Source organism: Methylobacterium sp. P1-11 (genome assembly GCF_008329595.1).
In the GTDB taxonomy this organism is placed as follows: domain Bacteria; phylum Pseudomonadota; class Alphaproteobacteria; order Rhizobiales; family Beijerinckiaceae; genus Methylobacterium.
The window spans coordinates 39,101-52,630 of sequence record NZ_NPKS01000031.1; the positions used below are offsets into that span (position 1 = coordinate 39,101).

The 13,530-nt window shown below is 71.0% G+C and carries 13 protein-coding genes; 4 read left to right on the forward strand and 9 right to left on the reverse strand.

The genetic code is table 11. From position 1 onward, the window contains the following. Nucleotides 1-109: 109 nt before the first annotated feature. Entirely contained in the window at nucleotides 110-1,258 is a 1,149-nt protein-coding gene (gene apbC, locus CIW48_RS25390) for an iron-sulfur cluster carrier protein ApbC (RefSeq protein WP_149313232.1), read from the forward strand. Nucleotides 1,259-1,262: 4 nt separating this feature from the next. Continuing rightward, on the forward strand, nucleotides 1,263-1,904 hold the full coding sequence (gene mobA, locus CIW48_RS25395) for a molybdenum cofactor guanylyltransferase MobA (RefSeq protein ID WP_149313233.1): 642 nt from the start codon (nucleotides 1,263-1,265) through the stop codon (nucleotides 1,902-1,904). Nucleotides 1,905-2,103: 199 nt separating this feature from the next. Here mobA and CIW48_RS25400 read toward each other — a convergent pair whose 3' ends face one another. From CIW48_RS25400 to CIW48_RS25425, 6 genes are all read right to left on the reverse strand, one after another. Continuing rightward, nucleotides 2,104-2,562: a peptidylprolyl isomerase gene (locus CIW48_RS25400; protein ID WP_149313234.1), complete on the reverse strand. Its 459-nt coding sequence runs from the start codon at nucleotides 2,560-2,562 to the stop codon at nucleotides 2,104-2,106. 77 nt (nucleotides 2,563-2,639) lie between these two features. After that, nucleotides 2,640-3,137: a hypothetical protein gene (locus CIW48_RS25405; RefSeq protein ID WP_149313235.1), complete on the reverse strand. Its 498-nt coding sequence runs from the start codon at nucleotides 3,135-3,137 to the stop codon at nucleotides 2,640-2,642. 7 nt (nucleotides 3,138-3,144) lie between these two features. Further along, complete coding sequence (locus CIW48_RS25410) at nucleotides 3,145-3,693, reverse strand: peptidylprolyl isomerase (RefSeq protein ID WP_149313236.1); 549 nt, start codon at nucleotides 3,691-3,693, stop codon at nucleotides 3,145-3,147. A gap of 27 nt (nucleotides 3,694-3,720) precedes the next feature. Further along, nucleotides 3,721-4,224, reverse strand: a complete 504-nt coding sequence (gene coaD / locus CIW48_RS25415) for a pantetheine-phosphate adenylyltransferase (RefSeq protein WP_149313237.1) — start codon at nucleotides 4,222-4,224, stop codon at nucleotides 3,721-3,723. A gap of 60 nt (nucleotides 4,225-4,284) precedes the next feature. Next, nucleotides 4,285-7,032, reverse strand: a complete 2,748-nt coding sequence (gene gyrA / locus CIW48_RS25420; RefSeq protein ID WP_149313238.1) for a DNA gyrase subunit A — start codon at nucleotides 7,030-7,032, stop codon at nucleotides 4,285-4,287. 213 nt (nucleotides 7,033-7,245) lie between these two features. Then, nucleotides 7,246-7,581 (reverse strand): hypothetical protein, encoded by a 336-nt coding sequence (locus CIW48_RS25425; RefSeq protein ID WP_091781982.1) that lies wholly within the window; start codon nucleotides 7,579-7,581, stop codon nucleotides 7,246-7,248. Between the two features lie 218 nt (nucleotides 7,582-7,799). On the opposite strand from CIW48_RS25425, the gene CIW48_RS25430 reads away from it, so the two are divergent. Further along, on the forward strand, nucleotides 7,800-8,657 hold the full coding sequence (locus tag CIW48_RS25430; RefSeq protein ID WP_149313239.1) for a S49 family peptidase: 858 nt from the start codon (nucleotides 7,800-7,802) through the stop codon (nucleotides 8,655-8,657). Between the two features lie 60 nt (nucleotides 8,658-8,717). Here CIW48_RS25430 and CIW48_RS25435 read toward each other — a convergent pair whose 3' ends face one another. After that, nucleotides 8,718-9,584, reverse strand: a complete 867-nt coding sequence (locus tag CIW48_RS25435; RefSeq protein WP_149313240.1) for an NAD(P)-dependent oxidoreductase — start codon at nucleotides 9,582-9,584, stop codon at nucleotides 8,718-8,720. Nucleotides 9,585-9,694: 110 nt separating this feature from the next. On the opposite strand from CIW48_RS25435, the gene CIW48_RS25440 reads away from it, so the two are divergent. Beyond that, nucleotides 9,695-10,720, forward strand: a complete 1,026-nt coding sequence (locus CIW48_RS25440) for a P1 family peptidase (RefSeq protein WP_149313241.1) — start codon at nucleotides 9,695-9,697, stop codon at nucleotides 10,718-10,720. Nucleotides 10,721-10,841: 121 nt separating this feature from the next. On the opposite strand, the gene CIW48_RS25445 is transcribed toward CIW48_RS25440, so the two are convergent. Both CIW48_RS25445 and CIW48_RS25450 read right to left on the reverse strand, forming a co-directional pair. Then, nucleotides 10,842-11,123 (reverse strand): hypothetical protein, encoded by a 282-nt coding sequence (locus CIW48_RS25445; protein ID WP_149313242.1) that lies wholly within the window; start codon nucleotides 11,121-11,123, stop codon nucleotides 10,842-10,844. Beyond that, nucleotides 11,120-13,510, reverse strand: a complete 2,391-nt coding sequence (locus tag CIW48_RS25450) for a PAS domain-containing hybrid sensor histidine kinase/response regulator (RefSeq protein WP_149313243.1) — start codon at nucleotides 13,508-13,510, stop codon at nucleotides 11,120-11,122. Before CIW48_RS25450 ends, CIW48_RS25445 begins: the two co-directional genes overlap by 4 nt. Between the last annotated feature and the right edge of the window lie 20 nt (nucleotides 13,511-13,530).

The window sequence follows — 13,530 nt, forward strand, 5'->3', positions numbered from 1 at the left end:
AGGGACGCAGGCGATCGGGCCGGCGGCCGATTGCGGGCGCGGGGTCTGGTGTTCTCGGCACGCTTGGTTACATGCACTGGCATACCTGCTTGCCCCGTGGAGAACGATTTTGGCGATCACCCGTGACGACGTGCTGAAGGCGCTCGCCGACGTCACCGTCGACGCCGCCGGAACCACCCTGCCCGGCTCGGGGCGGCTCTCCCAGGTCGTGGTCGATGCGAACAGCCGCGTGATGTTCTCGATCCTGGTCGATCCCAGCGAGGCCGAGCGGTTCGAGCCGGTGCGGCGGCAGGCCGAGGGCCGGGTCCTGCAGATGCCGGGCGTCTCGGGCGTGTTCGCGAGCCTCACCTCCGAGCGCAACCAGAGCCACCCGGCCCAGAGCAGCGCCGCCCCGCGGCCCGTGAGCCCGCCGCCGGTCGCGCCGCCGCGGCCCGGCGCACCGCCGAACCAGGGCCCGCAGATCGCCGGCGTGCGCCACATCGTGGCGGTCGCCTCCGGCAAGGGCGGCGTCGGCAAGTCCACCACTGCCTGCAACCTCGCCCTGGCGCTCCAGGCGCAGGGGCTGAAGGTCGGCCTCCTCGACGCCGACATCTACGGCCCGTCCGTGCCGAAGCTGTTCGGCCTCTCCGGCAAGCCGACCGTGGTCGACAACAAGGCCATGGAGCCGATGGTCGGCTACGGGCTCAAGGTCATGTCGATCGGCTTCCTGATCGAGCCCGAGACGGCGATGATCTGGCGCGGCCCGATGGTCCAGTCGGCCATCACCCAGATGCTGCGCGACGTGCTCTGGGGCGAGCTCGACGTGCTCCTGGTCGACATGCCGCCCGGCACCGGCGACGCGCAGCTCACCATGGCGCAGGCGACGCCGCTCTCGGGCGCCGTGATCGTCTCGACGCCCCAGGACCTCGCGCTGATCGACGCGCGGCGCGGCGTGACCATGTTCAAGAAGGTCGCGGTGCCGATCCTCGGCGTGATCGAGAACATGGCGACCTTCGTCTGCCCGAACTGCGGCCACGCCTCGCACATCTTCGGGCACGGCGGCGCGCGGATCGAGGCGCAGCGCCTCGGCGTGCCGTTCCTCGGCGAGGTCCCGCTCGACATGACCATCCGCGAGACCTCGGATTCCGGCCAGCCGGTGGTGGCGACCGATCCGGACGGGCCGCACGCCAAGGTGTACCGGGACATCGCCGCCCAGCTCTGGTCGAACCTGTCCGGCGCGCCGGCCGGGCGGGCGGCGCCGAAGATCGTCTTCGAGTGAGGCCGTGGCGCGGCCGGTTCTGGGCCTGATCCTGGCCGGCGGGCAGGCGCGGCGCATGGGCGGCGGCGACAAGCCGCTGCTGCGGCTCGGCGGCCGGACCCTGCTGGACCGGGTGGTCGAACGGCTCAAGCCGCAATGTGGAGCGGGGCTGGCGCTGAGTGCCAACGGCGACCCGTCGCGGTTCTCCGCCTTCCCCGGGCCGATCCTGCGAGACCCGGTGCCGGATCAGCCGGGACCGCTCGCCGGCATCCTCGCCGGGCTGGAGCACGCCGCCGCGCAGGGTGTCGCGCGGGTGGTGAGCGTGTCGGGCGACGCGCCCTTCCTGCCGGCGGATCTGGTGGCGCGGCTCGAGGCTGCGGGGTCGGAGACCGGCATCGCGCTGGCGGCCTCCGGCGCGCGGCAGCACTACACGATCGCCCTCTGGCCGACGGCCCTGCGCGACGACCTGCGCGGCTATCTGGAGCGGGGCGAGCGGCGCGTCGGCGCCTTCATCGCGCGCCACGGGGCCGCGGCGGCCGCCTGGCCGGAGGAGCCGGTGGACCCGTTCCTCAACCTCAACACGCCGGAGGATCTGGCGGCGGCGGAAGTCGCGTTGCTGCGATCGGAAGCCGACGGTCGGGGTAGCGGGCGATCAGCGGGCGCGTGAGCCGCATTCAGTCTCGCCCTCGCCCCTTACCCTAAAGTGCCGGAGCGCAGAGAGGGCCTCGAAGAAGGGCTCCAGGGATCGCGGGGCTGGCTGGAGGGCTCCTTCATGGCCCGCTGACGCGGGCGCTTCAGGATGAGGGCGCGGTTCGGAGGCACCGAGTCGCCCGCAGGCTGCGGGCGACTCGGCGATCCAGTGACGATCAGGCGATGCCGACGGTCGCCTTCACGATCTTGTCCGGCGAGCGCGGCGGCTCGCCCTTGTTGATCGTGTCGACCACGTCCATGCCTTCCACGACCTTGCCCCACACCGTGTACTGCTTGTCGAGGAAGCGGGCGTCGTCGAAGCAGATGAAGAACTGCGAGTTCGCCGAGTGCGGGAAGTTCGTCCGCGCCATCGAGCAGGTGCCGCGCACGTGCGGCTCGGCGTTGAACTCGGCCTTCAGGTCCGGCAGGTCCGAGCCGCCCGAGCCGGTGCCGGTCGGGTCGCCCGTCTGGGCCATGAACCCGTCGATTACCCGGTGGAAGGGCACGCCGTCGTAGAAGCCCTGCGCGGCGAGCGTCTTGATCCGCTCGACATGGCCCGGGGCGAGGTCGGGGCGCAGCGCGATCACGACGCGGCCCTTGGTGGTCTCCAGCACGATGGTCTCGTTGTCGGCCATGGTCTTTCCTTCCGGTTGTTGGAACTGTATCGGCGCGCACCGGATCCGGCCAGCGCCCGTGACAGGTTCGCCAGCGCTCAGGCCGGCGGGCGGTAGACGAAGCGGAGCGCCACCGGCCGGCCCGCGATCGCCCGCCCCAGGCCCGGCGTGATGTGGGCCGGGGTGCAGCGCGCGAGGGCATCGAGGGTCCCGCGCACCAGGGCGGCCCGCCGATCGCCCGCGACCCCCGCCGCGTAGGTGACGCGGGGCGGCCCGATCAGGCTGCCGTCGCGCCGCAGCGCCAGCCGCAGGGTGATCTCGATGTCGTCGGCGCCGCCGCTCGGGCGGCCGAGGCCGCCCGGCGCGTGCCAGCAGGCGGCGAGCGCCGGATAGAGCTCGGCCAGGGTGTCGGCGGGCTTGGTCGCCATCCGGGTGACCGGCACCGGGACCGTCCCGCGCAGGGTCTGGGGCAGGCTCAGCGGGTAGCCGCCCCCCGGCCCGTAGGCGTAGCCGTAGAAGGGCACGCCGTCATACGCCGCGGCGGCCGCCGGGATCAGACTCAGCAGGATGATCGAGGCGGCGCGCCGGCCCGGCATGCGGCCGCTACTTGGCCTTCTCGGCGAGCGTCATGCTGACGATCTTGTCGGGATCCTGCACGGCACCGCCGGGCGCGCCGGGGGCGGCCTTCTTGATCTTGTCGAGGACGTCGAGCCCGTCCGTGACGTTGCCGACGATCGTGTACTGGCCGTTCAGGAACGGCGCGTCGCCGAGGCAGATGAAAAACTGGGAATTCGCCGAGTTCGGATCCTGCGAGCGGGCCATGCCCACGGTGCCGCGGCGGAACTGGGCCGCCTGTGTGAACTCGGCCGGGATATTCGGCAGGCTGGAGCCGCCGGTGCCGTTGCCCTTCGGGTCGCCGGTCTGGGCCATGAAGCCGTCGATGACCCGGTGGAACTTGAGGCCGTTGTAGAAGCCCTGGGAGACCAGCGTCTTGATCTGCTTGACGTGCTTGGGCGCCAGGTCCGGCCGCAGCTCGATGGTGATCCGCCCGTCCTTGGTCTGGAGATAGACCGTGTTGGCATCGGCGGCCCGGGCGGCCTGGGCCGTGCCGAGGGTGAGGGCGAGCGCGAGGAGGGCGTGGCGTCGGTTCATCGAAGTCCTTCCGGGGTCGGGCTGGTCTCAGGAATGGGCGGCGAAGCGCTGGCGGAGGCGCGCGGCGACGGCCGCGGGCACGAAGGGCGACACGTCGCCCCCCATGCCGGCGATCTGGCGCACCAGCGTCGCGGTGATCGGGCGGGCCTGCGTCGAGGCTGGCAGGAACACCGTCTGCACCTCCGGCGCCATGGCGCCGTTCATGCCGGCGAGCTGCATCTCGTAGTCGAGATCCGTGCCGTCCCGCAGGCCGCGGATGAAGACCGCGGCGCCGCAGCGCCGGGCGGCCGAGACGGCGAGATCGTTGAACGTGACGATCTCCAGCGCCGCGCCTTCGGCCTCGGCCACCGGCCCGCAGGTCTCGGTGAGCAGGGCGGCGCGCTCCTCGGCGGAGAACAGCGGCGCCTTGCCGGGATGCACGCCGATGGCGATCACGAGGCGGTCCACCAGCCGACAGGCTTGGCGGACCACGTCGAGATGGCCGTTCGTGACCGGATCGAACGAGCCGGCATAGAGCGCAGTGCGGGTCATTGAGGCCCGACCTAGAGCATTTTCGCGTCGGACGGAACCTGCGGGCGGGGGCGCGGCGCGTCAGGCCTCGTCGCCGCCCTCCGCAGCACCCTCCGCACCGCCCTCGGCGGTCCCTTCGTCCTCGCCCTCGATGTGCTCCACCGAGACGACCTTCTCGTCCTTGGCAGTGTTGAACACCGTCACGCCCTGCGAGGCGCGGCCGACTATGCGGATGTCGTCCACCGGCACGCGGATCAGCTGGCCGCCGTCGGTGACCAGCATGATCTGGTCCGAGGCCTCCACAGGGAACGACGCCACGAGGCTGCCGTTGCGGGCATTGACCCGCATCGCCGTGATGCCCTTTCCGCCGCGTCCCGAGGTCCGGTACTCGAACGACGAGGAGCGCTTGCCGAAGCCCCGTTCGGACAGGGTCAGCACGTACTGCTCGGCCGCGCCCATCTCGTTGTAGCGGTCCAGCGAGATCGCCGCCGCCTCGGCGCCGTCCTCGACCTCCGCGTCGCCGTTCTCCTCGGCCTCGCCGGTCACGGCGCGGCGCATCTTCAGGTAGCCGGCCCGCTCCTCCGCGGTGGCATCGAAGGCGTTCAGGATGGTCATCGAGATGACCCGGTCGTCCTTGGCGAGCAGGATGCCGCGGACGCCCGTCGAGTCGCGGCCCTTGAACACGCGCACGTCCTCCACGGGGAAGCGGATGCACTGCCCGAGCGCCGTGGTCAGCAACACGTTCTGGTCCGGACGGCAGATCTCGACATGGACGATGTGGTCGCCCGGATCGAGCTTCATGGCGATCTTGCCGTTGCGGTTCACCGTGGTGAAGTCCGACAGTTTGTTGCGCCGGACATTGCCGCTCGCGGTCGCGAACATCACGTCGAGCGTCTCCCAGGAGGCCTCGTCCTCGGGCAGCGGCATGATCGTGGTGATGCGCTCCGAGGTGTCCTGCAGTTGCAGGATGTTCACCAGCGCCTTGCCGCGGGCGTTCGGGGCCGCCATCGGCAGCCGCCAGACCTTCTCCTTGTAGGCTTGGCCCTGGCTGGAGAAGAACAGCACAGGCGTGTGGGTGTTGGCCACGAACAGGCGGGTGACGAAATCCTCGTCGCGGGTCGCCATTCCGGAGCGGCCCTTGCCCCCGCGGCGCTGGGACCGGTAGGTCGAGAGCGGAACGCGCTTAACGTAGCCGGCGTGCGACACGGTGACCACCATGTCCTCGCGGGCGATGAGGTCCTCGTCCTCGACGCTGCCGTCGAAATCGACGATCTCGGTCCGGCGCGGCGTGGCGAATTGCTCGCGGACCTCCACCAGCTCCTGCTTCACGATTGTCTGGATGCGCACCCGTGAGCGCAGGATGTCGAGATAGTCGGCGATCTCGTCGGCGAGCGTCTTCAACTCGTCGCCGACTTCGTCGCGGCCGAGGGCCGTGAGGCGCTGCAGGCGCAGGTCGAGGATCGCGCGGGCTTGCGTCTCGGACAGGCGATAAGTCCCGTCCTCGGCGACCCGGTGGCGCGGATCATCGACCAGGGCGATCAGCGGCGCAATATCGTGGGCCGGCCAGTCGCGGCTCATCAGGGCCTCGCGGGCCGTGTTCGGATCGGGCGACGTCCTGATCAGGCGGATCACCTCGTCGATATTGGCGACCGCGATGGCGAGGCCGCACAAGACGTGCGCGCGCTCGCGGGCCTTGCCGAGGAGGAACTTGGTCCGCCGGGAGACGACTTCCTCGCGGAAATCCACGAAGGCCTGGAGCAGGTCCTTCAGGTTCATCAGCTCGGGGCGGCCGCCGTTCAGCGCCACCATGTTGCAGCCGAAGGAAGATTGCAGGGGCGTGAACCGGTAGAGCTGGTTCAGCACCACGTCGGCCATGGCGTCGCGCTTGATCTCGACGACGATGCGCATGCCCGTCCGGTCGGATTCATCGCGCAGGTCCGAGATGCCCTCGACGCGCTTCTCCTTCACCAGCTCAGCGATCTTCTCGACGAGCGTCGCCTTGTTCACCTGGTAGGGGATCTCGGTGAAGATCAGCGCCTCGCGCTCTTTGCGCAGCTCCTCGACATGCGACTTGGCGCGCATGATCACCGAGCCGCGGCCGGTGGCGTAGGCCTGGCGGGTGCCGGCGCGGCCGAGGATCATGCCGCCGGTGGGGAAGTCCGGACCGGGGACGATCTCGGTGAGTTGCTCGATGGTCAGGCCTGGATCGTCGATCAGCGCCACGCAGGCGTCGATCAGCTCGCCGAGATTGTGCGGCGGGATGTTGGTGGCCATGCCGACCGCGATGCCGCCGGCGCCGTTGACCAGGAGATTGGGGAAGCGGGCGGGAAGGACACTCGGCTCCTCGCGCGACTCGTCGTAGTTCGGTCCGAAATCGACGGTGTTCTTGTCGATGTCGGAGAGCAGCGCCGTGGCAGGTTTGGCCAGCCGCGATTCGGTGTAGCGCATGGCCGCCGGCGGATCGCCGTCCACCGAGCCGAAATTGCCCTGCCCGTCAATGAGCATGAGGCGCATGGAGAAGTCCTGCGCCATCCGCACGAGGGCGTCGTAGATCGATTGGTCGCCGTGCGGGTGGTAGAGACCGATCACGTCGCCGACGATGCGCGCCGACTTGACGTATTTCCGCTCGGGCAGGTGCCCGGATTCGAAGGCGGAGTAGAGGATGCGCCGGTGCACCGGCTTGAGACCGTCGCGGGCGTCGGGAAGCGCCCGGCTCACGATCACGCTCATCGCGTAATCGAGGTAGGAGCGGCGCATCTCGTCGGTGATGGAGACGGGGCGGATGTCGCTGGCGGGCGGGGCGGCGCCAGTCGGATCGTTCTCGGCCAAGTCGATTTCCGTTCTGAAGCCCGGACGGGCGGTGCTCGCGACCGTTCCGGGGTGGCGCGCGGTGCGCCGGAACGGCCTCTCGGAAGAGCAGTGATATCAGACGGTTAAATAAGGTTTTCCGAGGCCGCCCGCAAGGTCGCGGCGCGGTCGCCGACAGGGGCGTCGGGAGGGCCGCGTCCCGGCCGCATTGGGCCGGGACGCGGGTCGGTCCGCTTAGTAGAATGTGAGGTGGCGGTGGCCCACGGCGCGACCGCGGAACGCGTGGTGTCGGTAACCGTGATAGCGATGCCCGTAATGGCGGCGGTATCCGTGATGGCGATGCCAGTGGTGCCGGCGCCAGTGGTGACGGCGGTGCCAGTGGTGACGGTGATGCCAGTGGTGCCGGCGGTGCCAGTGGCGGCGGTAATGCCAGCGGGCCTGCTGCACCGCGGGGGCGGGCGCCGCAGCCTCGGCGCTCGCCGGGACCGGAAGGGGTGCCGCGCGCGCGGGCGCGCTCGCCAGCCCGCCGAGCAGCGCGGCGAGGAGGACCAGGATTGGCCAGGGTCGCATCGTTTCTCTCCCGTGTGAGCACCCGTCCGAGTCAAGCGGATCCGGGCCGGCACGTGGCGCGCGCCGTCGCCTGAAACGGCCAAGGTCGGCAAACGGTTCGATCCGTTCTGACTGCGCAGACGCACGCCCTTGCGTGCGGCCGGAAAGCGCCCAGTTTCCGAACAGGCGCACCCGGGCCGTCCCCCGCCCGGCCTCATGACGAGCGACGTAAGACCCCCATGGCGTTTGCGTTCCCCGACTCCTTCCGCGCCCTCCTCCCACGCCGCTTCCGGGACCGCCGCCCGCGGGTCGCCGTGGTCCGGCTCTCGGGCACGATCGGGGCAGTCTCGCCGATCCGGCCGGGCCTCTCGATCGGCGGTGTGGCGGGCAGCCTGGAGCGCGCCTTCGGAATGCCGGGGATCAAGGCGGTGGCTCTGGTGATCAACTCGCCCGGCGGCTCGCCGGCGCAGTCGCACCTGATCCACCGCCGAATCCGGGCGCTGGCCGAGGAGAAGGGCGTGCCGGTGATCGCCTTCGTGGAGGATGTCGCGGCCTCCGGCGGCTACATGATCGCCTGCGCGGCCGACGAGATCGTCGCCGATCCGACCTCGATTGTCGGCTCGATCGGCGTGGTCTCGGCCGGGTTCGGCTTCCACGGCCTCTTGGAGAAGCTCGGCGTCGAGCGCCGGGTGCATACGCAAGGTGAGGCGAAGTCGATGCTCGACCCGTTCCGCCCGGAGGATCCCGCCGACGTGGAGCGCCTGAAGCGCATCCAGTCCGATGTGCAGGACCTGTTCACGGGCCTCGTCACGGCCCGGCGGCCGACCCTGTCGAAATCCGAGAACCTGTTTACCGGCGCAGTCTGGACCGGGCGGCAGGCATTGCCTCTGGGCCTCGTCGATGCGCTTGGCGACGTACGCACCGCGATGCGCGCCCGCTTCGGCGAGAAGGTCGATCTGCGCCTCGTCGCCGAGGCGCGGGGCGGCCTCCTGTCCCGCCTGCTGCGCCGGGGCGGGGCCCCCGGCGGGATCGGGCTCGCCGCGGGCGCCCTCGCGGCGTTCGAGGAGCGCGCGGCCTTCGCCCGCTTCGGGCTGTGAAACGGGGCTCCGAAGAGCAGCCCTGATCACTCCCTTGAGGCTTAGCTCTCTGGAAAGCCGCTACCGTCCGGCGCGACGCGCCGAGACGCGCGCCAGGGCGGCGAGGTCCTTGTCGCCGTCGCCGTGGCTGATCGCCTCGATGAGGCCGTCGCGCAGCACGCTCGCGAACGGCATCGGCACGCCGGCCCCCTCGGCGGCCTGGAGGGCCAGCCGCACGTCCTTGGCCCCGAGCTTGAGGATGAAGCCCGGCGGCTCGTAGCGGTTCTGCGCGATCGAGGCGCCGTAGCCCTTGTAGACGGGCGAGGCGAACAGCGTGTTGGTCATCAGGTCGAGGAAGTCGGCGCCGGGGACATCGTGGCCTTCCGTGAGGGCGCAGGCCTCCGCCATGGCCTCGATGGCCGAGATCAGCATGAAGTTGCCAGCGAGCTTGACGGCGTTCGCGCGGGTCGGGTCGTCGCCGAAGCGCCAGGTCTTGGTGCCCATGGCGTCGAGGAGCGGGCCCGCGCGGTCGATCTGGGCCGCCGCGCCGGCGGCCACGATGTTGAGCTTGCCGGCCTCCGCCACGTCCGGCCGGCCGAAGACCGGGGCCGAGATGTAGGGGACGCCGGCCCGCTCGTGCACGGCGGCGAGCTGCCGGGCGAGGGCCACGGAGATCGTGCTCATCCCGATATGCAGGCCCGGGCGCTCCGGCTGGTCGAGGAGGCCGCCGGCCACGATCACGGCTTCGAGGGCGGCGTCGTCCGCCAGCATGGTGACCACGGCCTCGCCGGCGAAGGCTTCGGCAGCGCTCGCCACAGGGGTGACGCCCTCGATCCCGCGCGCGGCCTCCGGCGAGCGGTTCCAGGCGCGGACCGTGTGACCGGCTCGCGCAAGGTTGGCGGCCATGGCGCGGCCCATCCGCCCCAATCCGATGAATCCGACGTCCATGGCGTGCTCCTTGATCCGGTTTGCCGCCTCACCAACCAGAGAACCCGGTCGGGCGGTCCGCGGCGCCCGCGGGCATTTGCGTCGATCGCCCGGCGTGGCAAGCTCCGCCGATGCTGCAGAATTGCATCACGGATATTCCCGGCCTGCGGGTCGGCCACGCGAGCGATCTGCGGATCGCCAGCGGCGTCACCGCGATCCTGTTCGACGCCCCGGTGGTCGCCTCCGTGGACGTGCGGGGCGGCGGGCCCGGCACCCGCGAGACCGACCTTCTCGACCCCGAGCGCACCGTCGAGCGGATCGACGCCCTGGTGCTGTCGGGGGGCTCGGCCTTCGGGCTCGACGCGGCGGCGGGCGTGACGGCGTGGCTCGCCGAAGCCGGGCGGGGCTTCCCGGTCGGCGGGATGCGGGTGCCGATCGTGCCCGGGGCGATCCTGTTCGACCTGCTCAATGGCGGCGACAAGGATTGGGGCCGCTACCCGCCCTATCGCGAACTCGGTTTTTCCGCCGCCGCGGCGGCGGCCGAGGATTTCGATCTGGGCTCTGTGGGGGCCGGGACCGGCGCGCGCACCGGGCGCCTGAAGGGCGGGATCGGCTCGGCCTCGGCGCTCGTGGCAGGCACCGGTTTCCGGGTCGGGGCGCTCGTGGCGGTGAACGCCTTCGGCAACGCGACGATTGGTGACGGGCCGCATTTCTGGGCCGCGCCCTTCGAGGAGGGCAACGAGTTCGGCGGCCTGGGATCCCCGGGGCGGATGCCGGCCGACGCCCTCGCCTTCCCGGCCCGGGCGCTGCCGGGCGCGGCCACGACGCTCGCCGTGGTGGCGACCGACGCGGCGCTGACCAAGGCGCAGTGCCGGCGCCTCGCGGTGGCAGCCCAGGACGGCCTCGCCCGCGCCCTCGTCCCGGCGCATACGCCCCTCGACGGCGATCTGGTGTTTGCCGCGGCCACCGGCGCCGTGCCGCTGGCCGATCCGGTGGGTGCGATGGCGCGTCTGGGCGATGCGGCCGCGCGGGTGCTGGCGCGGGCGGTGGCGCGGGGGGTCTTTTCCGCCACGCGTCTGCCGGGGCACGCGGTGGCGCCGCCGCTATCATGGACGGGGTTGCCGCCGGCTTGGGGCGACGTTTTCTCGGCAGCTTAGAGCCGAGGCTCGACGTCGCCCGCCCCGTCATCACGCACGCAGCGAAGTGCCCATGGCGGCGCGACCTCGGAGAACGTGGCGCTACACTGGGTTGCTTCGCTCCGCTCGCAAAGACGGCAGCTTACACCTCCCCGCGCGCATCCTCGATCAGTTGCGCCAGCCCGGTATCGACCTCGTCGGCCAGCATCTTCCGCTCGGCGTCGGTCAGATCCTTGGCCCAGGAGCCGCTGCCGAATCCGTCGGTGCAGCGCGCCCGTTCCGCGGCGATGTAGGCCTCGGTCTCGGCCGGCCGCGTCTTCATGGCGTGGACGAGGCCGAACCACGCTGCCCGCTCCACCACCGCGAGCCGTGCCCGCAGGCGGATGGCCACAGCCTTCTCCGGATCGATCCCGTCTTCGCTCATCGTGATCCCCCTACATCGTTCTCGGCAAGTCGCTCGATCAATCCCTGCAGCCGTCCCGGTACCGGCTCGTCCGCAGCGCGCGCATACAGGACACGGAGCTGCCGGCCGATCTCCGCCAGGCTCATGGAGCCCTTGGCGATCACCCGGTCGGCCTGCCGGTTCAGGCTCTCCTTCTCGGCCTCGGTGATCTCCTTGGCGGTGAGCACCACTACGGGTACGTCGCCGTCGGGCTGCGCCCGCAGCGCGCGCAGGAAGCCGAACCCGTCCATCTCGGGCATCATCAGATCGAGCAAGATCAGGCTCGGCCGCGCCTGGCTGACGCGCTCCAGGCCGATCCGGCCGTTCTCCGCCTCGTCGACGGTCCATCCCTCCCGGCCGAGGGAGCGGCGCAGGCGCTCCCGAGCATCCGCATCGTCGTCGACGACGAGGACCCGCGCCTCGTTCGGCGCCTCCGGCCGGTAGCGCTCCATCAGGCCCTTGAGCCGATCCCAGTCGATCGGCTTGACGAAATAGTCGGTGGCGCCAAGCGCCTGGCCGAGCCCCTGCTCGGCCACTACCGAGGTCATGATCACCGGCGTCCCGGCGAGATCCGGATCGTTGCGGACCGCGTGGAGCACCGCCCAGCCGTCCATGCGCGGCATCTCGACGTCGAGCAGGATCGCCCGGGGCTTCAGGGCCCGGGCCAGCGTCAGGCCGGCGCGGCCGTCATTGGCGCTGCGGACATGGAAGCCCTCGCGCTCCAAGAAGCGCTGGAGCAGCTCGCGGGCCGCCGGGTCGTCGTCGACCAGCAGCACCGTCTCGTGCTGCTCGTGCGGTTCCACCGGCGTGTGCGCCTCGGCCTCGGCCGGCGGCGCATCCTCGGGCCGCAGGGTCGCGGGCAGGCGGACCGTGAAGGTCGCACCGGCACCCGGGGTACTGGTGACGCCGATGTCGCCGCCCATCGTCCGGCAGAAGGCGCGGGTGATGGCGAGCCCGAGACCCGTGCCGCCGAACTGCCGGGTGGTCGAGTCGTCGGCCTGGACGAAGCGCTCGAACAGGCGACCGATCTGCGCCTCGGTCAGGCCGATGCCGGTATCGGCGACCGCGAAGGACAGCCAGTCGGCGCCCGCCTCCCGGTGTCGTCGCACCGTCAGGGTGATCGTGCCGCCTTCGGTGAACTTCGCCGCGTTGCCGATCAGGTTCAGCAGGCATTGGCGGATCTTGGTCTGGTCCTGGTGCATGGAGCCCAGACCGGCCTCGCCCGCCGCGCTGGCGTCGAGGACGAAGCGGTTGCCCTTCTTCTCGACCAGGGAACCGGTCGCGTCGCGTACGTCCCGAAGCAGGTCCGCCACCGAGAAGGTCTCGGCCGAGGCGGTCATGCGGCCGGCCTCGATCTTCGAGATGTCGAGTACGTCGTTGATCAGCGACAGGAGGTGGCGGGCCGCCGCCTCGATCTTGCGCAGGTCCGGCAGCAGGGCGGCCTGGCCGATATCCTCCAGCTCCTCGCCGAGCATCTCGGAATAGCCGATCACCGCCGAGAGCGGTGTGCGCAGCTCGTGGCTCATATTGGCGATGAACTGGCTCTTCGCCCGATTGGCCGCCTCGGCAGCCTGTCGGGCGCGCTCCACCGCCTCCTCGGCCTCCTTCCGCTCGGTGACGTCGACGCAGGTGCCGACCCATTCCCGCAAGGAGCCGTCCTCGGCAAGAACCGGCACGCCGCGCACCTCCATGGCGCGCCAGGTCCCGTCATACCGGCGCAGCCTGTACTCGACCTCGTAGGTCCCGCGCGCCTCCACGCAGGCCGCCCAGGCATCAGCCGCGTGGCCCCGGTCGTCGGGATGGACGGCATCCAGCCAGCCCCAGCCCTGGTAGGCCTCCTCGGTCTGGCCGGTATAAGTGCTCCACCGGACCTGCGGCGGCGTCAGCTCGCCGGCCGCGTTGGTGTTCCAGATGACCGCCGCCGAGGCGTCCACCAATGCGCGGAAGCGCTGCTCGGAATGGCGTAGCCGCTCCTCGACCGTGCGGCGGCCGGTGATGTCGGTGTTGGTCCCGTACCAGCGCAGGATCCGCCCGGACTCGTCTCGGTGCGGCAATGCCTTAGACAGGAACCAGCGATAGCTCCCGTCCTGTCCGCGCAGCGGGAACGTATCCTCCCAGGACCGGCCGAGCGTGATCGCGGCGCGGTAGCGCTCAGTCACCGCATCGACATGCTCCGGGTGATGGACCGTCCGCCAGCCCCACCCCAGCATCTCCTCGAGGGATGTGCCGGTGTAGTCGTACCAGCGCTGATTGTACCAGATGATGGTGCCGTCGGCCTCGGCGATCCAGGCGAGCTGCGGCAGCGTCTCGGCGAGGTTGCGGTAATCCGTATCCGTGACGGTCCCTGGGCCGCTCTCAGTCTCGCTCATCGGCCCGACGCAGTCCCGAC